The following is a 22,926-nucleotide window of genomic DNA, read 5'->3' on the forward strand; positions in this document are numbered from 1 at the left end:
GACCCATGCCGCTCCGCCTCGTCGCCCTCGTCCTCGTGTTCACCATCGCGGCCTCGGCCCAGTCGCCCGTCGCGCCCGGTGCGGAGCCGGAGCGGATTGCGAGCGGCTTCCAGTTCACCGAGGGGCCGGTCTGGTTTGAGGGCACGCTCCTCTTCAGCGACATCCCGGCGAACCGCGTGTATCGGTGGGACCCCGAGAGCGGCCAGACGGAGACGTTCCTGAGCCCGTCGCAGAAGAGCAACGGACTCGCCCTCGACGCCGACGGGAATCTCCTCCTCGCGCAGCACGCGGCCCAGCGCGTCGCGCGGCTCGACGGCGACGTCGAGACGGCGCTCGCGGAGGCCTACGAGGGCGACGCGTTCAACAGCCCGAACGACCTCACGCTCCACCCCGACGGCTCGATCTACTTTTCCGACCCGACGTGGGGGCTGGAGGGCCGGCCGTCGGAAACCGGGTTCACGGGCGTCTACCGGCTCGACCCGGACGGCACCGTCGACCTCCTCGCCGACGACCTCCACCAGCCCAACGGCGTCGCGTTCTCGCCCGACCTCGCGACGTTCTACGTCAGCACGTCGGACGAGCGGACGGTCGTGGCCTACGACCACGCCGACGGCGCGCTCTCGAACGGCCGCGTCTTCGCGACGCTCACGGGCGGCACGCCGTTCGACGCCGCCGACGGGATGGAGGTCGACGGGCAGGGCCGCCTCTACGTCGCCGGTCCGCGCGGCGTGTGGATTTTCGCTCCCGACGGGACGGTCCTCGATGTGGTCGACGTGCCGGACCAGACGACGAACGTCGCGTTCGGGCCCGACGACACGCTCTACATCACCTCCGGCCCCGGCGTCTACCGCCTCTCCCTCGTCGCGGGCACGACGGCGGGCGAGGCCGGTCCGGTCCGCCTCGGGCTCACGATCGAGACCGTCGCGCCGAACCCGAGCCGGGGCCTGACCGCCGTCACGATCCGGCTCGACCGGGCGCGCGCCGTGGGGATGGACGTCGTCGATGCGCTCGGTCGGACGGTCCGGACGCTCGACCTCGGGCCCCTGGCGGCCGGCGAGCACCGTGCGGAGGTCGACCTCGGTGGGCTCGCCCCGGGCGTCTACACCGTCCGCCTTGAGGCCGGCGGCCAGCGCGTCACGCGGGCCGTGACCGTGGCGCGCTGAGGCCCACGACTCCTCGACGAGCGCGAGCGCGTCGCCGTCGAGGCAGAACGTGGAGCGGCCCGGCGCCAGCGGCTCCTCCCCGGTCTAGTCGATGGGCTGGACGCCGCGTTCGCCCGCCTCGGCCTCGACGCGGACGTGGCCGTCGCGGCCCGCCGTCTCGGACGGCACGGCCACGCGCCCGGCGTCAGCCGCGGACGCCGCGCTCGTAGAGGTCGCTCGCCTGGAACAGCCGGTACGGGTTGACCGGCGTGCCGCGGCCGCTGCCGCTCTGGCGGAGAACCTGGAAGTGGAGGTGCGGCGGGGTGCTCCGCGCGTTGCCGGTGTTGCCGACGAACCCGAGCACATCGCCCTGGCGGACCGTCTGGCCCTCCTCGATCCCGGGCGCGTAGGCGTCGAGGTGGGCGTAGTAGAAGTCGTACTCGCCGTCGGGGCTGCGGAGGTAGAGGACCTTCCCGCCGAGCCGGTTCGTGTGGATTCGCGTGATCTCGCCGTCGGAGATCGCCAGGACCGGCGTCCCGCGCGGGGCCATGATGTCGATGGCGCGGTGCGTCCGACCGCCCGAGCGGCGGGCCGAGAACGTGTCGTCGAGATCACTTGGCGCGAGGCCCTCGACGGGCACGAGCAGGCGCTCGGCCGAGAACGAGAGGGCGCGAGTCGATGCGGACCGCTCGGAGACGGCGCGGACGGGCGGTGCGGACGTCGTGTCGGCCGTGGCGCGGACGGGGGCCTGGGCGAGCGACGGGACGGCGAGGGCGACCGCCAGAATCGCGGCGGCGAGCGTGCGGGGCATGGGCTCCGTGGTGGGGAGCGAAAAAACTAGCGGCACGCCGAGACCGTGGCACTCCTTTTTGCCCTGCCACCGCATTTTCCAGCCGACGCGCCGTTAGCCCGGCTCCCTCCGCCTCGGTGCCGAGGCGGGTGGGGTCAGCCGCGGACGAGGGCCTTCAGCACGAAGAACGCGTTCTCCTTCCGCTCGCGGAGCCGGCGCGAGAAGTAGGGGAGCCACTCGGTCCCGTATGGCACGTAGACCCGCATCCGGTACCCGTCGTTGATCAGCTGGCGCTGCGTCTCGGGCCGGAGCCCGTAGAGCATCTGGAACTCGAAGGCGTCACGTGAGACGCCCCGCTCCTCGACGAGCTGCTTCACGGACTCGATCAGCTCGTCGTCGTGCGTCGCGATGCCCGGGTAGCGGGCGTCGGTGAGGAGCCGGTCCGCGTAGCGCCGGTAGTGCCAGCGGATCGTCGGCATGTCTGGGTAGGCCAGCGACGGGGGCTCCTTGTAGGCCCCCTTGCAGAGGCGGACGCGCGCGTTCAACGCGCACATCCGGGCCACGTCGGCGTCGGTCCGGTGGAGGTAGGCCTGGAGGACCGGCCCGACGTGGTCGGGGAAGTCGGGGTAGACGGCCTCGAACACGTCGAGCGTCGACTGCGTGAGGGCCGAGCCCTCCATGTCGAGGCGGACGAACACGTCGGCCTCCTTCGCTTGCGCCAACAGCGAACGGAGGCTGGCCTCGCAGAGGTCGCGGTCGACGACCTGCCCGATCATCGACAGCTTGATCGAGATCCCGACCGCTTCGGGCGCGGCGCCCCGCGCGTCGCGGTAGTCCGCCAGCCGGCCCACGAGGTCGGTGTAGACGCCCGCGAAGGCCGCCGCGCGGCCCCGGTCGGTGACGTCCTCGCCGAGCAGGTCGAGCGTGACGAAGCGGCCGTCGTCGAGGAGCGGGTCGAGCGCGGGAAGCGCTTCCGACAGGGTCTGGCCGGCGACGAACCGGCGGGCGAGGGCGAAGGGGAGCGTCATGGGCGGTCGGCGCGGGGCAAGACCAACCCGCGGCCCTCGAAGCTAGTGCCCGGCCCCGCCGCGCCTCCTCCCTCGAATCGCCACAGAACCCGCCCCAGGGGCGTAGAAGGCGAAGAATCCATTTCCCGGTACAGAGTGTGCGGCACGTGCCGATACACGTTTCGTCCTCCCGTTGAGCGCTCTCGGCGTCCAGCGCGTTACGAATCCTCCCTCATGACGCCCATCTCACCCCATTCGTCGTCTCACCCCGTGGCCGGGTGGATCGATCGGTGGATCGACCCGAACCGGATGCCGGAGGGGCCGCGCGGCATCCGCCAGGCACGGATCGTCGTGGTCGAGGGATGGCTCGGGTTGCTGGCTCACGCCATCCTGGGCGTGACGCTCGTGCTGGGCGAGGTCCCGATGCTGCCGCTGATCGAGGTGGCCGTCGCCATCGTGCTGACCGTGGCGGCCCTCGCGGTCGTCCGGTGGGGCGGGCAGGTCGAGGGCGCCGCCTGGGTCCTGGCCCTGTCGCTGGCCCTGACGCCGGTGTTCCAGGCGTCGGTCGACCTCGGCATCCGCGACCCCGCGCTCGCGCTCGTGATGCTGGCCCCGTTTGCGGGCGCGCTCACGTCGGGCGCCCGGCTGGCGACCGTCTCAGCGGTCGTCGGGGCGCTGGGCGCGCTCGTCCTGTTCGGGCTCGACGTGATGGGTCTCGCGCCGGAGCCGTTCTCGACGCCCGACGAGGCCGCGGGCTACGCCATCGTCATGGTCACGGTCGGGTCGGCGCTGTCGGCCACGGCCGGCGTCCTTTACGCCAAGCACACGCGCCACGAGCTCGTCGAGGCCGAAGGGCAGAGCACGCGGCTCGACGCCGCCCTCCGGGCTTCCGAGGAGCGGTACCGCTCGCTCTTCGACCACATCCCCGTGGGGATGTACCGGTCGGCCCCCGACGGGCGCGTCCTCCTGGCCAACGCCACGCTCGCCCGGCTCATCGGCGCGCCGTCGCCCGAGGCGGCCCGGGCCTACAACGCCATCGACTTCTACGTCGACCGCGTCGACCGCGACCGCTTCCGCGAGACGATCCACCGCGACGGGTTCATCCGCGGGTTCGAGACGCGCTGGCGGCGGCCGAGCGGCGACGTCCGCCACGTCCGGATCGACGCGCGCGTGGCGTTCGGCGCCGACGGGGAGCCCATGTTCTACGAGGGCGCGGTCGAGGACGTGACGGCCGAGCGGGAGGCGAGGCTCGCGCTCCACCGGAGCGAGGCCCGGTTCAGGGCGCTCGTCCAGCGCTCGTCCGACGTCGTCGTCGTGGCCGACCGGGCCGACCGGTTCACCTACGTCAGCCCGGCCGTGGGGCCGCTCCTGGGCCACCTCCCCGAGAGCCTGATCCACACCGCGCTCGTCGACCTCGTCCACCCCGAGGACCGCGACCGCGCCGAGGCGTTTCTGGCCGAGGCCCGCGGCGGCGTCCCGTCGGCGAGCGTCGAGCTTCGGCTCCGCCACACCGACGGGCACGACGTGTTCGTGGAGGGCGCCGCGACGGCGCTCTACGACGACCCGGCCGTCGGCGGGCTCGTGCTCAACCTCCGCGACGTGACCGAGCGGAAGCGGGCCCAGGCCGTGCTCGTCCAATCCAAACGCCAGGCCGAGGAGGTCGCCGCGCTCAAGAGCACGTTCCTGGCCAACATGAGCCACGAGATCCGGACGCCGCTCACGGCCATCCTCGGCTTCGCCGACGTGCTCGCCGAGGAGGTCACCGACGAGACGCAGGGCGAGTTCGTCGGGCTCATCGCGCGGAGCGGGCGCCGGCTTATGGACACGCTCAACTCGGTCCTCGACCTGGCCCGCCTCGAGGCCGGCCGTGGCGGGCTCGTCGAGGAGCGCGTCGACCTCGGCGACCTCGCCCGCGAGGCGGCCGACATGTTCGGACCGGCCGCCTCCGAGAGCGGGCTCGTCATCCGGGCCGAGGTCGAGCCCGGCGAGCACGCCGTGACGGCCGACGAGGCCGCCGTCGTCCGGGTCCTCCACAACCTCGTGGGCAACGCCATCAAGTTCACCGACGAGGGCAGCATCACGGTCGCCGTGCGGACGGACCGGAGCGGCAGCCCGCGTGTCCAACTCGTCGTTCGCGACACGGGCATCGGGGTCGACGAGGCGTTCCTCCCCCGGATCTTCGGCGAGTTCGAGCAGGAGTCGACCGGGGCGGAACGGAAGTACGAGGGGGCCGGCCTCGGGCTCGCCCTCTCGCGCCAGCTCGTCGACCGGATGGGGGGCGTGATCACGGTCGACAGCGAGAAGGGCGTCGGGACCGAGTTCACGGTCTCGTTCCCGGCCCTCGTCGCGGGCACCGAGGCGGCCGACGACCGTCCGGTCGTCCTCGTCGTCGACGACAACGAGCAAGCCCGCGAGATCGCCGTCCACACCCTGGCCGACACGTTCCGCGTGGCGACGGCGGGCGACGGCGAGGGCGCCTTCGCCGTCATCGAGGCGGACCGGCCCGACGTGGTGCTCCTCGACATCCACCTTGGCCTGTCGATCTCGGGCGAGGACGTCATGCGCCAGCTCCGGGACACGCCCGCGTTCGCGGGCCTGCCCATCGTGGCCGTCACGGCGTACGGTCTGCCGGGCGACCGCGAGCGGTTCCTCGCGGCCGGCTTCGACGCCTACCTCACGAAGCCCTACGCCCGCGCCGATCTCCGCGCGGCCGTCGCGCGGGCCACCCAGGCCCGGACGCACGGCGTGGCCCCGCGGCCCCCGACGCCCGCCGAAGGAGCCTGGGATGAGGACCCGCCCGGTGGCGGCGTCTACATCTCGCGTGCGGGCCCGTCGTCGGTTTCGCCACCGGCCCGGTCGGCTCCGGCCGTCCCCGACCCCGCGGCGTAGCGGAACCGCGTCGGCGGCCCCTGGTGGACCGCGGGCCCCGTCTCCGCCTCCATGCGTCTCGCCGTCATCGGTGCCGGCCCCGCCGGTCTCGCCGCCGCCCACGTCCTGTCGCCGGACGTCCACGTCACGGCCTTCGAAAAAAGCCGGGGCGTCTCGGGCCGCGCCGCCACGCGCTGGCGCGACGCGCCGGGCCAGCCGGCCCTCGCCGAGGCCCACGAGCCGTTCCGCTGGCGTTACGATCACGGCGCGCAGTACCTCGGCCCGGACCCCGACAGCGACGTCGGCCGCTTCCTCCGTGCCCTCCTCGACGACGACCTCGTAGAGATCGGCGGCGCCGTCTGGCCGTTCGACGACGCCGGCACGCTCCACCCCGACGAAGCCCGCCAGGACTCCGCCCGGTGGACGCTCCCCGACGGCATCGCCGGCCTCGGGCGCCGCCTCGCCGAGGCCACGCCGGACCTCGACCTCCGCCTCGAGACCCGCGTCACCCGGCTCGTCCGTGAGGGGACGTCGTGGACCGTCGAGGCCGACGACGGCGCGCGGCATGACGGGTTCGCCGCCGTCCTCCTGACACCGCCGGCGCCGCAGACGGCCGACCTCCTCCGCGCGAGTGACCTCGGCACCGCCGACGCCGCGGCGCTGGCCGACGCGCTCGGCGCCGCCGACTACCGCAGCCAGTTCACCGTCGTCTGGGCCTTCGACGCCGAGATCGACCGGCCGGCCGACGTGTACGCGCTCGTCAACGCGGCGGGCGAGAGCGGGGGCGGAGGCTATGACGTGGCGTGGGTCGCCGTCGAGAGCGACAAGCCGAACCGCGCGCCCGTCGGCGCCTCGCTCTTCATCGCCCAGATGGCGCCGGCCTGGACCGACGCTCGCTACGAGGACGCCCCCGCCGACGTCGTCCGCGCCGCGGCCGAGGCGGTCGAGGGGCTGTGGGGCCCGCTCCCAGATCCGCTCTGGACCGACACGCAGCGTTGGCGGTATTCGCTCCCAAACGGTGCGGCCGACACCGACACGCTGGAGGCCGCCTCGGAGCACGGCCTGTTCTTCGCCGGCGACTTCACGGCCGGCAAGGGGCGCGTCCACCTCGCGGTCGAGGAGGGGCGAAAGGCCGCCGAGCGGATCCGCCAGCGGCTCGGCTAGGCCCGCCTCGGTGCCGAGGCGGGCGGGGTCAGGTGCCCCGTCGTCCGTCGGCGAGCTGGCGGCCGGCGTCGGCGAGCGCCCGGTGCTTGACGGCCTCGCCGAACAGACAGAGGCCAGCGTTCACGACGCACAGCGCCGCCGTCCCATAGAGCACGAACGGCTCGCCGCGGCCCTTCCGCAGCGTGGCCTCGCCCACGAGCGACAGCCCGAACCCGACGGAGGCCAGCCCTAGCGGCGCGAACCGGCGCCACGTCTGGAGGTGGCTCTCGACGTTGCCGAGGCGGGCGGGGGCAGAGGGCGGCGGAGGGAGGTCGGGCATCGAACCGGAGCGGGCGCGTGTCGTCCTAGACCGTCCCGGACGCCGCCCGTTCCCCATGCCCCAGACGCCCTCCGTCGCCGACCTCCGCGAGTCCTACGAGCGCGCCGCGCTCGACGCCGCCGACCTCGCCGCCAGCCCGTTCGACCAGTTCGCCGCGTGGTTCGCCGAAGCGCAGGCCGCCGGGACGCGCGAGCCCAACGCCATGACGCTGGCGACGGCGTCGGCCGACGGCGTGCCCTCGGCCCGGATGGTCCTCCTGAAGGGCGTCGACCACGGCTTCTGCTTCTACACCAACCTCGAGAGCCGGAAGGGGCGCGAACTGGACGCCAACCCGCGCGCGGCGCTCGTCTGGTGGTGGCCCGAGCTCGAGCGGCAGGTCCGGGTCGAGGGCCGCGTCGAACGCGTCGAGGACGACACGGCCGACGCCTACTTCGCCAGCCGGCCGCGCGGCTCCCGTCTCGGCGCGTGGGCGAGCCCCCAGAGCCGGCCCGTTCCCGACCGCGCGACGCTCGAGGCCCTGCTCGACGAGATCGAGGCGGAGACCGACGGTGAAGACGTCCCGCGCCCTGGCTTCTGGGGCGGCTTCCGCGTGACCCCGGACGCCGTCGAGTTCTGGCAGGGCCGGCCGAGCCGCCTCCACGACCGCCACGTCTACCGGCGAGAGGGCGACGGTTGGCAGACCGAGCGGCTCGCGCCCTGAGCCGGTCCCGCCCGCCTCGGTCGGTCGACGGGGACCGAGGCGGGCGGGGCTAGGCGTCGTCGGGAGCCTCCTCGTCCCCGCGGTTGTCCGCCACGCCGCGGAGGTTGGTGATGACGAGGAAGCACTGGAGCGCGACGAGCGCCCACGCGGCGTCGTGCCAGCCCCAGGCGACCCAGAGGGCGTTCGACACGAGGAACAGGGCGAAGCCGACGAGCCGCCAGTGCCGCGTGTCGGAGGCGACGAGCCAGCCGGCGGCGACGGTGACGGCGAATGCGGGCCACTGGAGGAGATCGAGCCAGTCCACGGGCGAGGAGGGAGGGGAGCGCGCCAACGGCGACGGCCGCGCGGCGGTCCGGAGTCGGCGCCGTTCGTGGAACGCCCGAGAGGGCCGGCCGGACTCGCGCGATTTTTTTAACATGCAGCCCGTTCCGCTGCCGCCATGCTCCGCCGACTCGCATCTCTCGTCCTCATCCTCGCCGCCGTGGTGGCGCCCACGTGCGCGCAGGACGCGGCCGTCGTCGCCTTCGAGGGCGTCACCGTCGTCCCGATGGACCGGGAGCGGACGCTGCCCGGCCACACCGTCGTCGTCCGCGGCGACCGGATCGAGGCCGTGGGGCCCGACGGGAGCGTCGTCGTGCCGGACGGCGCGACCGTGATCGACGGGCGCGGGAAGTGGCTGGCGCCGGGGCTGGCCGAGATGCACGGCCACGTCCCCCCGCCGAGCGCGCCGGCAGAGCTCACCGAGGAGACGCTCTTCCTCTACCTCTCGCAGGGGATCACGACGGTCCGCGGGATGCTCGGGGCCGAGGGCCAGCTCGACCTGAAGCGCCGCGCGAACACGGGCGAGGTGCTCAGCCCGACGCTCTACCTCGCCGGGCCGAGCTTCAACGGCAACAGCGTGTCGTCGCCCGAGCAGGCCGAGGCGATGGTCCGCCAGCAGGTCGCGGATGGCTGGGACCTCCTGAAGGTCCACCCCGGACTGACGCGCGCCGAGTACGACGCGATGGCCGAGACGGCGAACACGCTCGGCATCCGGTTCGGCGGGCACGTCCCGGCCGAGGTCGGGCTCGAGCACGCGATCGCCTCCGGCCAGGAGACGTTCGACCACGTCGACGGCTACGCCGAGGCGCTCGATGCCAGCGCCGGCCCAGTCGACCCCGCCCGCCTCGGCGACCTCGTCCGCCAGTCGCGCGCGGCCGGCGTCTGGATCGTCCCGACGATGGCGCTGTGGGAGACGATCTACGGCGCGCTCCCGCTCGACACGCTCCGGGCCTACCCCGAACTGGCCTACCTCCCGCCGCAGCAGGTCGAGGGCTGGGTCGGGACCGTCGAGCAGATCCGCTCCGGGGCCGACTACGACGCCGAGGCCGCTCGCCGGCTCATCGAAGGACGCGACGAGATCCTCCGCGCGCTCCACGCCGGCGGCGTCCGCATTCTGATGGGCACCGACGCGCCGCAGCTGTTCAGCGTGCCGGGCTTCTCGCTCCACCGCGAGTTCCCGCGGATGGCGGCCGCCGGCATGAGCCCGTACGAGATCCTCCACTCCGGGACCGCGCTCGTCGGCGAGTACTTCGCCGACGAGGACACGTTCGGCGTCGTCGCGCCCGGCCACCGCGCCGACCTCGTCCTGCTCGACGCCGACCCGCTGGCCGAATCCGCGAATCTGGCCGAGATCGCCGGCGTCATGGCGCGAGGCCGCTGGGTCGACCGCGCCGACCTCGACGCCCGCCTCGACGCCCTCCGCTCCAAGTACGCCTCCAACTAACCCCGACTCCTTCCCGCTCTCGTCCTCCTGTTCGCCGCCCCGGCGTTCGCCCAGTCGACGGCACTCTCGGCCGACGAGGCCTCGCCGGAGGCCGTCGTCGAGGCGGCCTGCGCCGCCAGTCAGCGCGCGCCGGGCGAGGCCTTCGGCTGGGCGCGGTTCCGGTCGCTCTTTCTCCCGCAGGCCACGCTCATCCCGAACACCGAGCAGACCGGCGGCCCGTTCGTCGTCCACACGCCCGGCAGCTTCATCGACCGCGCCGACGCGAACACGGTCGTCGGCAGCGAGGGCGACCGCGGGTTCGCGGAGGAACAGATCCATGCAGAGGTCTTGGAGTACGGCGACATCGCGCAGGTCTTCTCGACGTACCAGAAGCGGTTCTGGGGCAGCGACGAGATTCTTGGGCGCGGGATCAACTCGTTCCAACTCGTCCGCCACGACGGCCGCTGGTGGATCGCCGGGATCGTGTGGGACGAGGAGACCGGTGCCGGGCCGATCCCGGAGGCGTACCGGTAAGGAGGGCACCCCGCCCGCTTCGGTGGGGATGCCGAGGCGGGCGGAGTCGGGGGCTACGCCGGGACGGCCTGCGCGGGCGGCGTCGCGCGGCGGGCGCTGCCGCCGGGGCCCGCGCTCTCGGGCCGCGCCAGCACGGCCTCCCAGTCGAGCCGGCCCGTCGCCTGCATCACCACGAACAGCGTCGCGACGGAGAGGAGCGTGACGGCCAGCCCGGTCATCCCCTCCAGGAAGAACGTCCCGGCGAAGGCGACGAGGTAGACCATCTGCGCGCCGCCGACCTCGACGAGCGCGAACCGCAGACCGGCCACGAGGCGGACGTACGACACCACGAGCCCGACGCTCACGGCCGACGCGATCAGCATGGCCGTCGCCACCGACACGTGGTCCACGAGGTAGGCCAGGAGGAGGTGGAATGCGAAGCACGCCGCGCCGAGGAAGAAGTAGTGCATCGGGTGGAGCCGGACGCCGCGGAGCACGCTCAGCACGAACACGCCGAAGAAGAACAGGAACAGCGAGACGGGCGCGAAGAACGTGACGCGGCTGACCCACGGGCCGGGGTTCAGGCGCTGCGGCATCTCGACGCCCACGTCGGCCGAGGCCACGAGCGTGCCGTGGTCCCAGACGAGCGTCCACCCGCCGTCGACGCGCTCCTTCGACGTCGGCGAAAGCGTGCCGTCGGGGAAGTCGATGGCGTCGAAGTCGGTCGTCACGGCCACGCGGACGTCGCGGGCGGTGCGGACGCCGCTGGCGCTCGGCACCGGCCGGCCGGTCTCGTCGAACTCGACGCCGCGGTGCTCGCCGCCGAAGGCGTAGCGCCACGTCCCGACGCCCTGCGACCCGTACCGCACGCGGACCTCGGACGATTCGCCTTCTTTCAGGTCGAACGCGTGGCGGATCCGCCCGCCCTCGGCGTCCACATCGACCGCCTTCCCGTCGACCTCGACCGCGAGATCGGAAAACACCGACGAGCCGGAGGGAAGCGGGAACGTGAGCTCGAAGCGCCCGGCCTCGCCGTCGTTCTCGACGCGGAACCGGCCGTCGACATCCGCGGCGTAGGTCGGGTACCACATCAGCCCCTTTTTGCGGTGGGCGAGGTGGAGGTCGGCGTCGACATCGGTGCCGGCGAGCGGGACGGACGTCCGCGTCGTCTCGGTGACGGTTTCGGCTACCGGCCGCGTCGAGCCGTCGGGCCGGCCGGTCGGCTCCTGGCGGGTCACCGTCCGCGAGCGCTGCCCGAGGCGGGCGACCGTCGGCGCGTGCTGCGTCTGCGGCCCGCCCCACAGCTCGCCGACGTCGCTCCGGGTGGAGGCGCCCGACGTCTCGGTGCGGTGGACGACCGTCCCGCCCAGGATCATCCAGGCGACGGAGCAGCAGGCGAAGATGAAGGCGATGGCAACCAGGCGTTTGATCATGGGTCCGGGGGAGAGGAGGTCGAGACGCCGGAGAAGGATCCGGACGAGGCCGCGGACGCCCAGGAAGACGAGCGTCGCGAGGGCCAGGAGAAGGGTGGAGAAGGCGACGGCGAACACGTCGGCTCAGGCGGCGAGGGCGCCGAAGCGGCGCTCGCGCTGACGGAAGTCGGCGAGGGCGTCGGCGAGCGTGGCGCCGGTGACGTCGGGCCAGGCGAGGTCGAGGAAGAGGAGCTCGGCGTAGGCGCTCTCCCAGAGGAGGAAGTCGCTCAGCCGCCGCTCCCCGCCCGTGCGGATCAGGAGGTCGACGGGCGGGGCCGGCGCGCCGTCGGGGTGGAGGGCCGCGGCGAGCGCGGCGTCGAACGCGGTGTCGTCGGGCGCCTCGACCCGCCCCGCCTCGGCGGTTCCCCTGAGCGAAGCCGAAGGGCCGAGGCGGGGGGCGTCGGCCAGCCGGGCGGCGGCCTCGCGGATCGCCCACCGCGCCGAGTAGTCGACGGCGATGCGGATCAGCAGGCGCTCGCCGCCGCGCGTCTCCCACTCGGCCCGCGCCGCCGCATTCCGGAGCGCGCCGGGCAGCCGGTCGCGCCGCCCGATGAGCTGGAGGCGGACGCCCGCGCGCTTCAGCCGGGCGGTCTCGGAGCGGAGGTAGCCGCCGAGGAGCGCCATCAGCGCCGAGACCTCAGCCGGCGGTCGCTTCCAGTTGTCGGCCGAGAACGCGTAGGCCGTGAGGGTGCCGACGCCCAGGCCGGGGGCCGCCTCGACGACGCGGCGGAACGCCTCGGCGCCGGCGCGGTGGCCGGCCACGCGCGGCAGGCCCTGGCGCGTCGCCCAGCGGCCGTTGCCGTCCATCACACACGCGACGTGGAGACCGGCTGGAATGGGGAGAGTTCTTTGCATAACAAAGCAACGGATGGTGAGAACGCCCGCCTCGGTGCCGAGGCGGGCCGACTCGGGGAGCTAGAACAGGACGGGGAAGGCGAGGACGACGACCAGGGCCCAGAGCGCGTAGACCGTCAGGAAGCGAGCCGTCCAGGCGTCCTCCGGCCCGGCTCCGCGCCCGAGCGCTCGCCGCACGAGCGGCCCGACCAGCCCGGCGAAGTGGGCAGCGATGAGCACGTTCAGCCCGACGATCGCCAGCCGGTTCGGCGTCAGCCCGCCCGCCAGCCGGGTGACGATCGAGCCGAGCGCGGCGAGGTCGGCCAGCAGCGCCAGCGCGACGAGCGCCGCGGCCACGCCGTCGGTCCAGACGCGCGTGCGGTCGGGCCGCTCGGCCTCCATCAGGAGCACGAGCGCGAGGACGGCGACGAGCGCGACGTTCAGGATCAGGAGCGAGTCGCGCTCGGCGAGCCCGCCATTCGCGACGAGCGTCGGCAGGTAGACGGCGAGGACGACGAGCGCCATCGGCCCGAACACGCGCGCCACGAGCGGCGCCAGCCGCCCGGCCTCGACCCGCTGGCTCGCGAGGAGCGCGCCGACGGGCAGCACGCCGATCGCGCCGTAGACGATCACCCACTCGAACAGGACGGTCTCGACGCTCACGCCGATCGCCTCGAAGAGCGCCGCCGTGAGGGCGAGCAGGATCCCGCCGCCGAGCGTCAGCACGCCCGCGAGCGCGGCCGTCTCGCCGCCGAACTGGAGGTAGGCCAGGCGGGCCTCCGCGTTCTGCCACCGCGACCCGAGCGCCAGCACGCCGCCCGCGGCCAGGAGCAGGATCGGCAGGTGGATGATCGATAGGATGCCGGCGTCGGAGTCGATGTCGCGGAACGACTGGAGCAGGAGCAGCGCCGCCAGCGCGCCGCCGACGCTCCACACGATGCGGGCCGGGGGCCGGTACCGCTGCAGCAGCACGCCGAGGAGCGGCAGCCCGACGAAGAACGGCGCGTACCGCGCGAGGAACGGCTCGATGAGCTCGCCCGACTCGCTCCAGCCGAGGAGCCACGGGAGTTTGGCCCACGTCCCGCCGAGGACGATGAGGGCGGCGGCGGTCAGCAGCAGCGCCCGCGCCCGCTCGGGCGTGAGGACGGACGCGAACGACCAGGCCGGGGCCGTGCCGTCGGCCTTGCCCTCGGCGACCGGCGGGAGGTCGAGGCGGGCGGCCCAGGCCTGGAGGACGAGGTCGGCGGGGGCGCGGTCGAGCGCCTCGGCGAGCGCGCGGGCGAAGCCGTCCGCGGCCCCGCGGTAGGCGGCCTCGAGCTCCTGCGGCTCGTGGCGGAGCGCGAGGATCGTCTCGGGAGACATAGCTTTGTGATTCAAAGTAGAGGCTCGTGCGGCGCCGTTGGTGGGAGGAGCGTCGGTCATGACGGGCGGGCGGTTTGGATGAGGGCCTCCATCTGGTCGAGGTACGCTTCGAGCGCGACGCGGCCCGCCTCGGTGAGCGCGTACTCCGTGAGCGGCGTCCGGTCGGCGAACGACTTGCGGACCTCGAGGTAGCCGGCGTCCTCCAGCTTCCGCGCGTGGACGGAGAGGTTGCCGTCGGTGAGGTCGAGGACCGTCTTGAGGTCGGTGAACGAGGTCGTGCCGCCGGCCGCGAGCGCGCTCAGGATCCCGAGTCGCACGCGCTGGTGGATGACCGGGTCGAGGTCGGGGACCGAGGGGACGGCCCGCGGCGCTCGCCGGAGGGAGGTCTGGTTGGAGTCAGGCATCGGAGTAGAAAGTCACAGCGTCGTCATCCCCCGTGGCGGCGGGCGACGACCACGCCGAACACGACGTGGAGCCCGCCGAAGCCGGCGGCCATGAACGCGTCGCCCCAGGCGGCCGGCGCGAGGAGCGCGAGCGCGCCGAGGAGCATGAAGAGGGAGCCCAGGAGCGGGACGAGGCGGACCGAGAACATCCCGGCCGAGGCCACGCCCGCGCCGTACAGCAGCAGCCACGCGCCCGGCAGCAGCCGGTAGCTGGCGACCGCGTCGGCCGCGCCGCCGCGCGCGAAATACTCGCCCGTCGGGCCGACCTCGTAGGCGTACACCGCGAGCGTGAGCGCGACGCCGACGAGGAGCGGCGGCAAGAGGCCGAGGAGGAACTTCCGCCCCTGGCCGCTGAGCAGCGGGGCCCCGCCGCGCCGGGCCTTCGCCCACGTCGTCCACGCGCCGATGACGACGCCGACGAGGGCCGTCGCCGTCCACACCGACAGCCAGTCGTTGACCGTCGACTGGCGCGCGGCGATCGCCGAGGCGGCCAGGGCCACGACGCCCATCGCCACGCCGCCCCAGCCGGGGACGGCCGTGAACGTGCCCGTCCGCGCCATCGTCTCGCGGATGAAGCGGAGGCTGGACGCCGCCGCGTCGTCGGGCGCGGTGTGCGGCTCGTGCCGGCGGAGGGCGGGGCGGTCGCGGGACATGGAGCGGAGGCTCTTTGTGATCCAAAGTAGAGAGCCCGCTTTGCGTTGTCAAGTGGTCGGCCGCGAAGCGCCCCGTCTACCTTCCGCGCGCCCCCACTCTCCCGCCATGCTCCGCCTCATCCCGCCACCTGCGTCGACCTCCCGCGTGGTCGCCCTCGCCATCGCGCTCGCGCTGCCCTCCGCCTCTGCCCAGACCGACGACGCGCTCCTCGGGCGGATCGACGACCTCGTCGCGGACGTGACGCCGCGCGTGGTCGAGTACCGCCGGCACGTCCACCAGAACCCGGAGCTCTCGAACCGCGAGGTCGAGACGGCCGCCTACGTCGCCGCGCACCTGGCCCGCCTCGGCATCGAGGTGGAGACGGGCGTCGCGCGGACCGGCGTCGTCGGCACGCTCCGCGGCGGGCGCCCCGGCCCGACCGTCGCCCTCCGCGCCGACATGGACGCGCTGCCGGTCACCGAACGCGTCGACGTCCCGTTCGCCTCGACCGTGCGGACGGTCTACAACGACATCGAGGTCGGCGTGATGCACGCGTGCGGGCACGACGCGCACGTCGGGATGCTGATGGGCGTGGCCGAGGTGCTGGCGGCGGTCCGCGACGACCTGCCGGGCACGGTCGTGTTTCTGTTCCAGCCGGCGGAGGAGGGCGCGCCGGCGGGCGAGGCCCCGGCCGGCGCCGAGCAGATGGTGGCCGAGGGCGCGCTCGAAGGCGTCGACGCCGTCTTCGGGATCCACGTGACCAGCAGCTTCGAGGTCGGCGAGCTGAAGACGCGGCCGGGCGCGATGATGGCCTCGGCCGACGACCTCCGCATCGTGGTCACGGGCAAGCAGACGCACGGCGCGTACCCGTGGGGCGGCGTCGACCCGATCGTGACCTCGGCGCAGATCGTGACCGGGCTCCAGACGATCGTGAGCCGCCAGATGGATCTGACGAAGGCGCCAGCCGTCGTGACGGTCGGGCGGATCGACGGCGGCGTCCGCTCCAACATCATCCCCGACTCGGTGATGATGATCGGGACGATCCGAGCGCTCGACGACGAGATGCGGGCCGGCCTCCACGAGCGGATCCGCCGGACGGCCACGAGCATCGCCGAGAGCCAGGGCGCGACGGCCGAGGTCACGATCGCCGGCGAGTACGGCTACCCCGTGACGGCCAACGACGCCGCGCTCCTCGACCGGATGACGCCCACGCTCCAGGCCGTCGCCGGCGACGGCTTCGATCCGGCCGTCGCGCCGGTCCTCGGCGCCGAGGACTTCTCGTACTACGCCAATGAGGTCCCCGGCCTGTTCCTCTGGCTCGGCATCCGCACGCCCGGCGCGGACCGCGAGCTCTTCCCGCCGAACCACTCGCCGCTGTTCCGGATCGACGAGGACGCCCTCCCGCTCGGCGTCCGCGCCCTCGCCCACCTCGCCGTCGACTTCCTCGCCGGCGACGCCTGACCCTGCCCGCCTCGGCGCCGAGGCGGGGCTACTCGGGGTAGCGGTCCGGGGCGTAGCGGCGGGCGAGCCGGCCCGTCGCCGTGCCCAGGTCGAGGTCCGCCACGAGCGTGCCGGGCTCGCCGTACGGGAGCCGCGCCACGAGCCCGCCCTCCGGGTCGATCACGGCCGTCGCCGACTCCGGGAAGCGCGTCGTCACGTTCACGCTCGCGACGTAGACCGTGTTTTCGAGCGCGCGGCACAGCACGGCCTTCTCGTAGTACGGCCCGGCGGGATCGGCCCACGTCGTGAGCGTCGGGCCGGCGGTGTCGCTCCCGGTCCAGTGCGGGTGGAACACGACGTGCGCCCCGCGCCGCGCGGCCCAGCGGACCGTCTCGGGGTACCGGAACGCCTCGTGGCAGATGGCGACGCCGAACCGGAGCCCCCCCACCTCGAAGAGCTGGCGGCCCGTCCCGGCGACGTACGGACCCTCCTCCGTCGGGGCGAGCTGCGTCTTGAGCTGGACGCCGAGGAGCGCGCCGTCGGAATCCCACACGGCCGCGCCGATGTGGCGCCTGGCCTCCGCGATCCACTCCACGCCCAGGACGACGGCGATCGCGTGCTCCCGAGCCCACCCGCCGACGGCCTCCGCCACGCGTTTCTGATCCGCCATCTCGTACGGCGGCACCTCGACGCCGACGCCGTGGAGGCCGGGCACGTACGCCTCCGGGAAGCAGACGACGCGGGCACCGAGGCCGGCCGCCTCGGCGACGTGGTGGCGGACGGCGTCGAGCGCCGCGTCGACGCTGGGGGCGATGCGCGGGGAGGCGAGGGCGATCCGCATCGGGCGGCCGGAGGGACGGCGGAGCTTACGCCTCGCGCAGCCGGTCCGGATGGAACCGGTGGTCGGCCGTGAACAGCCGCCGGTAGGCGAGGCCGACGACGCCGAGCGCCGCCAGCGCCACGCACGCCGCGATCATGAACACGATCAGGATCTGGTAGCGGACGGCCTCGGCGGGCGGCGCGCCGGCCAGGATCTGCCCCGTCATCATGCCCGGGAGGCTCACGACGCCCATCACGGCCATGCTGTTTGTGATCGGCACGAGGCCGGTGCGGACGGCGTCGCGGAAGAGGGGGCGGGCAGCTTCCCATCGGGTGGCGCCGAGCGCGAGCCGGGCCTCGACGAGACCACGGCCCCGGCTGGCGCCGTCCATGAACCTGTCGAGCGACAGCGAGATGCCCGTCAGCGCGTTGCCTAGCAACATCCCGTGGAGCGGGATGAGGTACTGCGGGTCGTACCACGGGTCGATCTGGAGAATCCCGAGGACCGCCGCGCCGGTGACCACGAACGATGCGCCGAGGACGCTCACGAGCGCGTCGGCCCAAATCTGGGGGTACCGCCGCGACGTCCGGCGCACGGCCGCGTGGCCGGCCAGCAGCGCCATCCCCACCGCGAGGGAGACGATCAGGAGCGCGCTCTCAGACGAAAAGACCCACTCCAGCACGAGCCCGACCAGGAACAGCTGGACCACCATCCGGGTGGCCGCGACCGCCAGCCCCTTCGTCAGCCCGAGCTTGAGGGCGACCGACAGGCCGATGGCGACGAGCAGCAGGACCGACGCGAGCGCCAGCTGCCACAGCGAGATGTCGACGGCGCCGGTCACAGGTCGAGGGATCGGTCGGTGACGCGGTCGAGCTGGGCCGCGTCGTGGCTGGTCCAGACGGCGGCGCGGCGCGCGTTGGCCCGGAGGGCGTCGGCGATGACGGCTTCGACCGCCTCGGCGCGCTCGGGGTCGAGGCCGGCGGTGGGCTCGTCCAAGAGGAGGACGGTCGGGTCGGTGAGGAGCGCGCGCATCAGCCCGACCGTCTGGGCCTCGCCGCCGGAGAGCCCGTCGACCGACTGGCCGAGAAGGTCGGCCGGCCGCCCGAGGCGGGCGAGGAGGGCGCGGGCGCGCTCGGCGTCGTAGCGCTGCCCGTCGCGGACGGCGAGGGCGAACGGCGCGCGGAGGTTGTCCTCGACGGTCCCGTCGAAGAGGGCCGGCCGCTGGGCGGCATAGGCGACCTCGGCGCGGTGGCGGGGGAGGCTCCGGACGGGGCCGCCCTCCGACAAGAGCTCGCCCTCGTCGAGCGCGTCGAGGCCAGCGAGCGCGCGGAGCAGGACCGTCTTGCCCGCGCCCGACGGCCCGCGGACCGCCAGCCGGTCGCCCGGCGCCACGTCGAGATTCAGTCCACGCCACACCCACCGCTCGCCGACGCGGCGGCCGGCGGTCTGGACTGAGACGAGAGGCGAGGCCATGCAGGGCAGACCGCATCGTGCCGGCGGGGTTTCCGGGCAACGGTCCCGCGACACGCCCGGCTCCGCCCGCCTCGACGCCGAGGCGGGCCTGGCCACGGGACGAGGTGCGGCAATGGCCTGGGTCGTGTCGTCCTGAACGCAATGAAGGGTCTCGTCTCGGCGGCCCCAGCGTGTCGATGAGCAGGGCGGTCGAGCCTGACGAGATCCTCCGCGTACGTCCAGGATGACGAGGGGAACGCCGCCCGGAGAAGAAAAGCGCTTCCGGAGGCGAATCAGGTCAGGGCGTGCTCGTCCCCCTTGCGCGGCGTGGACGGCGGTGGCTACCCTCCGTCCATGATCGTCGCCCGCCCCACGCTCTCCAGCACCTCGTTTTACTACGGGTATTGGTTTATGCGTCCGGCGGGCCGGAAGCGCTAGGAGACCCTTACCTCCTCGCCTCTTGCAGCCCGCCCTCCCCGGCGGGCTTTTTTGTTGCCCCACCCCCATGCCCGACTCCCCCGACCTCTCGACCCTCCGGTCCGACCTCGACGCCGTGGACCGCAAGCTCGTCGAGGCCCTCGCCGAGCGGCAGCGCCTCGTCTCCGACGTGGCCGCCGTCAAGGCCGCCGACGGCGCGCTCCCGATCCAGGACCCCGACCGCGAGCAGTCGCTCCTCTCGCGCGTCCACCAGCTGGCCGAGGCGGCCGGCGTCGACGGCTACTTCGCGTCGCAGCTGTACCGCCAGATCCTGCGCCACTCGGTCCGCTACCAGGCTGTCCGCCAGTCGGGCGAGGCCGGGCTCCGGGTGGCGTACCAGGGCGTCGAGGGGTGCTACAGCCACTCGGCCGCGCGCCACCACTTCGCGGCGGTCGACGGCGTGGGGTACCTCGGCACGAGCACGTTCGGCGGCGCCATCGAGGCGCTCAAGGGCGGGAAGGCCGACCGCGCGCTCCTCCCGGTCGAGAACACGACGGCCGGGCCGATCTCGGGCGTCTACGACCTCCTCGTCGAGCCGGGCCTCCACATCGTGGGCGAGGAGGTCCTGAAGGTGGAGCACTGCCTGCTCGGGCTGCCGGGCGCGTCGCTCGGGCACGTCGAGCGGATCGGGACGCACCCGCAGGCGATCCGCCAGTGCAGCCTGTTCCTGGACGACTTCAAGCACCACGGCGGCCACGTCGACTCGGAGGACGACACGGCCGGGGCGGCCAAGGCCGTCGCCGAGGCGGGCGACCCCACGCGCGCCGCGATCGCGGGCGAGGACGCCGCCGAGCACTACGGGCTCGAGATCCTCAAGCGGAACGTGGCGAACCGGAAGGACAACTTCACGCGCTTCCTCATCGTGGCGGCCGAGCCGCTCGCGCACGACCAGCGGCTCCCGCATAAGACGTCGCTCGTGCTCTCGACCGAGCACGGCCCCGGCAAGCTGGCCGCCGTCCTCCAGGTGTTCGCCGAGGCCGAGGTCAACCTCACCAAGCTCGAAAGCCGGCCGTCGCCCACGACCCCGTTCGAGAGCCTGTTCTACCTCGACCTCGAGGGCGGCACGCACGAGGACGCGGTCGCCGACGCCATCGAGGCCGCGGAGGCCCACACGAAGTCGCTCCGCGTGCTCGGCTCGTACCCCGTGTTCCGCGCCGAGACGCCGCGCGCCGCGCTGGGCGTGGCCGCCTCGGGCGACGGCGCGGCGCCCCGGGCCAAGGCCACCGCCCCGCCGAGCGTCAAGCCGAGTCGCCGGACGCTCGGTGACCGACAGGGCCGGCCGGACACGGTCGTCGAGATCGCGGGCGTCCGGATCGGGGGCGACGAGCCGCCGGTCCTCATCGCCGGGCCGTGCTCGGTGGAGAGCCGGGACCAGATCTTCGAGTCGGCCCGGGCCGTCCGCGAGGCGGGCGGGCTCATGCTCCGCGGCGGCTGCTTCAAGCCGCGGACGCTGCCCTACGACTTCCAGGGGCTCGGCTTCGAGGGGCTCGCCATGATGCACGAGGCGGGGCGGCAGAACGGGCTCCCCATCGTGACCGAGGTGGTCCACCCGAAGGACGTCGAGGCGATCGCCCGCGAGGCCGACGTGCTCCAGATCGGCGCGCGCAACATGCAGAACTTCGAGCTGCTCAAGGAGGTCGGGAAGAGCCACGCGGCGGTCCTCCTCAAGCGCGGGATGTCGTCGTCCATCGACGAGTGGCTGGCGGCGGCGGAGTACGTCCTCGCCGGCGGCAACGAGCGCGTGATCCTCTGCGAGCGCGGCATCCGGACGTTTGAGACGGCCACGCGCAACACGCTCGACCTCAGCTCAGTCGTCGTCGCCCGCGAGCGGACGCACCTCCCGGTGATCGTGGACCCGAGCCACGCGGCCGGCCTCCGGCGCTGGGTCCCGGCGCTCGCGAAGGCGGCGATCGCGGCCGGCGCGCACGGGCTCATCGTGGAGGCCCACCCGGACCCCGACCACGCGCTCTCCGACGGACCCCAGTCGCTGACCTGGGACCAGCTCAACGAGCTGGCGCGCGAGATCGGCGTGGCGCCGGCCGTCGCGGCCTAGGGACCAGCTCCGCCCGCCTCGGTGACGACGCCGAGGCGGGCAGGGCTCAACGGAAGCGGGACTCCACGTCGTCGTCCTCGACGATCTGGCGGAGGACGGGGTCCTGGATCTCGTCGGGCGCGCCGTCGCCCTCCAGCTCCTCCTCGACCGACTCGAGCAGCATCTCGGCCTCGGTCTCGCCGGCCCGCTCCAGCACGACGAGCGCGGCGAACCCGTCGGTCGCGCCGCCGCCGCCCATCGGCGAGGTCTGGGCCACGCGCCAGCCGGCGCGGAGGTGCTGGTCGAGGTCGTCGAGCGAGGCCGTCCGGGCGCCGGTCGGGCCGACGGTGACGACGAGGGCTTTCTGGGTCATGGCACGTCGCGGGGGGACGCTGAGAGGGCGCGAGGCGCGGTCCGGTTCCGCCCGGCCTGGGAACCCTCGGCAGACGTCGGGCGAACGTCTCGTTCCCTCCCGCCGCCCCCATGCCCCGTCTGTTCGCTCCTCTCCTCGCCGCTCTTGGGGCGCTCGCCGGCTGTGCCGGGACGCCGGCCCCCGGCACCGCCCGCACCCCGCCGATCACCGCCGTTGAGGCCGAGACCGCCGGCTTCGTCACCCGTCTCGGCGACGACACGCTCGCCGTCGAGCGGTTCACGGTCACGCCCGGCGGGATGGAGGCGACCGTCGCCGTCCGCGCCCCGCAGACGACCCTCGCGACCTACACCCTCGACCTCGACGACGACGGCGGGCTGGAGGCCTACGAGGCCGTCGTCCGGCAGCCGCTGACCGACGAGGTCCTCCGGACGCAGCGGGCCGAGCCGGTCGGCGACAGCCTGCGGGTCACGTCCTCCGAGACGATGGGGGAGACCGAGACGCGGATGGTGGCCGGCGCCGCGCGACCGCTCCCGTTCGTCGACCTCGTCCACTGGCCGTTCGAGCTGATGGTCCGGCGGGCCGTCGCGGCGGGCGGGCCGCTGGAGCAGCCGCTCTTCACGCCGCGCGGCGTCGTTGCCTTCACGAGCGACGTTGAGGACGACGGGTCGGTGACGGTCACGCACCCGTTCCGCGGGAGCATGGTCGTCGAGGCCGACGACGAGGGCCGGCTCCTCGAGCTCGACGCGGGCGCCACGACGCGGAAGCTGACCGTGATGCGCGTGGCCGACGTCGACGTCGAGGCTGTGGCGGCGCGCTGGGCCGAGATGGACGCGGCGGGCCTGTCGGCCGGCGAGCTCTCGGGTCGCGGCGAGGCCGTCGGCGAGATCGGGCCGGCGACGGTCTCGGTCGACTACGGCGTGCCCCAGAAGCGGGGCCGCGAGATCTGGGGCGCGCTGGTGCCGTGGGGCGAGCTCTGGCGGACCGGCGCCAACCGCGCCACGCACCTCGAGACGAACCACGCGCTCGTGCTCGGCGAGGGCGACGACGCGCTCGCGGTCCCGGCCGGCGTCTACACGCTCTACTCGATCCCCGCGGCCGATGGCGGCGTGCTCATCGTGAACCGCCAGACGGGCCAGGGCGGGACGACCTACGACGAGGCCCGCGACCTCGGCCGCGTCCCGCTGACGCGCTCGGCCCTCGGCGAGACCGTCGAGGCGTTCACGATCGCCGTCGACGAGACCGGCGCGCGGTCCGGCGTGCTGTCGCTGCGGTGGGACCGCGACGCGTTCTCCGTCCCGTTCACCGTCCCGGATTGACCTCCCCCGCCTCGGCGCCGAGGCG

Annotated in this window: 23 protein-coding genes; 9 read left to right on the forward strand and 14 right to left on the reverse strand. The window is 73.9% G+C overall.

All coding sequences use genetic code 11. The annotated features are described in order from the left end of the window. The first annotated feature begins 5 nt into the window (after positions 1–5). Complete coding sequence (locus BSZ37_RS04800; protein ID WP_218830395.1) at positions 6–1,163, forward strand: SMP-30/gluconolactonase/LRE family protein; 1,158 nt, start codon at positions 6–8, stop codon at positions 1,161–1,163. Between the two features lie 184 nt (positions 1,164–1,347). Here the strand turns inward: BSZ37_RS04800 and BSZ37_RS04805 are convergent, their stop codons facing one another. After that, on the reverse strand, positions 1,348–1,953 hold the full coding sequence (locus BSZ37_RS04805) for a M23 family metallopeptidase (protein ID WP_095509453.1): 606 nt from the start codon (positions 1,951–1,953) through the stop codon (positions 1,348–1,350). A 134-nt stretch (positions 1,954–2,087) separates the two neighbouring features. After that, on the reverse strand, positions 2,088–2,960 hold the full coding sequence (locus BSZ37_RS04810) for a proline dehydrogenase family protein (RefSeq protein ID WP_095509454.1): 873 nt from the start codon (positions 2,958–2,960) through the stop codon (positions 2,088–2,090). Between the two features lie 213 nt (positions 2,961–3,173). On the opposite strand from BSZ37_RS04810, the gene BSZ37_RS04815 reads away from it, so the two are divergent. Further along, on the forward strand, positions 3,174–5,828 hold the full coding sequence (locus tag BSZ37_RS04815; protein WP_095509455.1) for a PAS domain-containing hybrid sensor histidine kinase/response regulator: 2,655 nt from the start codon (positions 3,174–3,176) through the stop codon (positions 5,826–5,828). 51 nt (positions 5,829–5,879) lie between these two features. Beyond that, on the forward strand, positions 5,880–6,971 hold the full coding sequence (locus BSZ37_RS04820) for an NAD(P)/FAD-dependent oxidoreductase (RefSeq protein WP_095509456.1): 1,092 nt from the start codon (positions 5,880–5,882) through the stop codon (positions 6,969–6,971). A gap of 28 nt (positions 6,972–6,999) precedes the next feature. Here the strand turns inward: BSZ37_RS04820 and BSZ37_RS04825 are convergent, their stop codons facing one another. Next, positions 7,000–7,290, reverse strand: a complete 291-nt coding sequence (locus tag BSZ37_RS04825) for a hypothetical protein (protein WP_095509457.1) — start codon at positions 7,288–7,290, stop codon at positions 7,000–7,002. Positions 7,291–7,345: 55 nt separating this feature from the next. Here BSZ37_RS04825 and pdxH point away from each other — a divergent pair, with 55 nt between their 5' ends. Beyond that, positions 7,346–7,990 (forward strand): pyridoxamine 5'-phosphate oxidase, encoded by a 645-nt coding sequence (gene pdxH / locus BSZ37_RS04830; protein ID WP_095509458.1) that lies wholly within the window; start codon positions 7,346–7,348, stop codon positions 7,988–7,990. 49 nt (positions 7,991–8,039) lie between these two features. Here pdxH and BSZ37_RS04835 read toward each other — a convergent pair whose 3' ends face one another. After that, entirely contained in the window at positions 8,040–8,294 is a 255-nt protein-coding gene (locus BSZ37_RS04835) for a hypothetical protein (RefSeq protein ID WP_095509459.1), read from the reverse strand. Positions 8,295–8,429: 135 nt separating this feature from the next. On the opposite strand from BSZ37_RS04835, the gene BSZ37_RS04840 reads away from it, so the two are divergent. Then, positions 8,430–9,755: an amidohydrolase family protein gene (locus BSZ37_RS04840; protein ID WP_095509460.1), complete on the forward strand. Its 1,326-nt coding sequence runs from the start codon at positions 8,430–8,432 to the stop codon at positions 9,753–9,755. A 119-nt stretch (positions 9,756–9,874) separates the two neighbouring features. Here BSZ37_RS04840 and BSZ37_RS21845 read toward each other — a convergent pair whose 3' ends face one another. Then, complete coding sequence (locus tag BSZ37_RS21845) at positions 9,875–10,024, reverse strand: hypothetical protein (RefSeq protein ID WP_179299476.1); 150 nt, start codon at positions 10,022–10,024, stop codon at positions 9,875–9,877. Positions 10,025–10,082: 58 nt separating this feature from the next. On the opposite strand from BSZ37_RS21845, the gene BSZ37_RS04850 reads away from it, so the two are divergent. Next, on the forward strand, positions 10,083–10,268 hold the full coding sequence (locus tag BSZ37_RS04850; protein ID WP_095509462.1) for a hypothetical protein: 186 nt from the start codon (positions 10,083–10,085) through the stop codon (positions 10,266–10,268). A gap of 53 nt (positions 10,269–10,321) precedes the next feature. Here the strand turns inward: BSZ37_RS04850 and BSZ37_RS04855 are convergent, their stop codons facing one another. From BSZ37_RS04855 to BSZ37_RS04875, 5 genes are read right to left on the reverse strand one after another with little or no spacing between them, the layout of a single operon-like run. Next, the gene (locus BSZ37_RS04855; protein WP_095509463.1) at positions 10,322–11,797 is read right to left on the reverse strand and encodes an inner membrane CreD family protein; all 1,476 of its coding nucleotides are present in this window, start codon (positions 11,795–11,797) and stop codon (positions 10,322–10,324) included. 6 nt (positions 11,798–11,803) lie between these two features. Further along, positions 11,804–12,574 carry a polyprenyl diphosphate synthase gene (gene uppS / locus BSZ37_RS04860; protein WP_218830396.1) on the reverse strand — a complete coding sequence of 257 codons (771 nt, stop codon included), beginning with the start codon at positions 12,572–12,574 and terminating at the stop codon, positions 11,804–11,806. Positions 12,575–12,634: 60 nt separating this feature from the next. Then, the gene (locus tag BSZ37_RS04865) at positions 12,635–13,915 is read right to left on the reverse strand and encodes a hypothetical protein (protein WP_095509465.1); all 1,281 of its coding nucleotides are present in this window, start codon (positions 13,913–13,915) and stop codon (positions 12,635–12,637) included. 56 nt (positions 13,916–13,971) lie between these two features. Next, positions 13,972–14,319 (reverse strand): winged helix-turn-helix domain-containing protein, encoded by a 348-nt coding sequence (locus BSZ37_RS04870; RefSeq protein ID WP_095509466.1) that lies wholly within the window; start codon positions 14,317–14,319, stop codon positions 13,972–13,974. A gap of 23 nt (positions 14,320–14,342) precedes the next feature. Further along, a complete protein-coding gene (locus tag BSZ37_RS04875; RefSeq protein ID WP_095509467.1) occupies positions 14,343–15,011 on the reverse strand; it encodes a hypothetical protein in 669 nt (222 codons plus the stop codon). A gap of 106 nt (positions 15,012–15,117) precedes the next feature. Between BSZ37_RS04875 and BSZ37_RS04880 the strand changes: the two genes are divergently transcribed. Continuing rightward, positions 15,118–16,452, forward strand: a complete 1,335-nt coding sequence (locus BSZ37_RS04880; RefSeq protein ID WP_095509468.1) for an amidohydrolase — start codon at positions 15,118–15,120, stop codon at positions 16,450–16,452. Positions 16,453–16,480: 28 nt separating this feature from the next. Here BSZ37_RS04880 and BSZ37_RS04885 read toward each other — a convergent pair whose 3' ends face one another. The 3 genes from BSZ37_RS04885 to BSZ37_RS22320 are packed head-to-tail and all read right to left on the reverse strand — an operon-like array spanning position 16,481 to position 18,724. Beyond that, on the reverse strand, positions 16,481–17,272 hold the full coding sequence (locus BSZ37_RS04885) for a carbon-nitrogen hydrolase family protein (protein ID WP_095509469.1): 792 nt from the start codon (positions 17,270–17,272) through the stop codon (positions 16,481–16,483). A gap of 25 nt (positions 17,273–17,297) precedes the next feature. Then, complete coding sequence (locus BSZ37_RS22315; protein ID WP_218830397.1) at positions 17,298–18,092, reverse strand: ABC transporter permease; 795 nt, start codon at positions 18,090–18,092, stop codon at positions 17,298–17,300. Then, entirely contained in the window at positions 18,089–18,724 is a 636-nt protein-coding gene (locus BSZ37_RS22320) for an ABC transporter ATP-binding protein (protein ID WP_218830398.1), read from the reverse strand. Before BSZ37_RS22320 ends, BSZ37_RS22315 begins: the two co-directional genes overlap by 4 nt. Positions 18,725–19,208: 484 nt before the next feature. Here BSZ37_RS22320 and aroF point away from each other — a divergent pair, with 484 nt between their 5' ends. Continuing rightward, positions 19,209–21,233 carry a 3-deoxy-7-phosphoheptulonate synthase gene (aroF, locus tag BSZ37_RS04895; protein ID WP_095509470.1) on the forward strand — a complete coding sequence of 675 codons (2,025 nt, stop codon included), beginning with the start codon at positions 19,209–19,211 and terminating at the stop codon, positions 21,231–21,233. 46 nt (positions 21,234–21,279) lie between these two features. Here aroF and BSZ37_RS04900 read toward each other — a convergent pair whose 3' ends face one another. Continuing rightward, entirely contained in the window at positions 21,280–21,585 is a 306-nt protein-coding gene (locus BSZ37_RS04900; protein ID WP_179299477.1) for a hypothetical protein, read from the reverse strand. Positions 21,586–21,695: 110 nt separating this feature from the next. Between BSZ37_RS04900 and BSZ37_RS04905 the strand changes: the two genes are divergently transcribed. Next, the gene (locus BSZ37_RS04905) at positions 21,696–22,901 is read left to right on the forward strand and encodes a DUF2911 domain-containing protein (protein ID WP_095509471.1); all 1,206 of its coding nucleotides are present in this window, start codon (positions 21,696–21,698) and stop codon (positions 22,899–22,901) included. Positions 22,902–22,926: the final 25 nt, after the last annotated feature.

Origin of the sequence: Rubrivirga marina, from assembly GCF_002283365.1 — a bacterium.
GTDB lineage: Bacteria > Bacteroidota > Rhodothermia > Rhodothermales > Rubricoccaceae > Rubrivirga > Rubrivirga marina.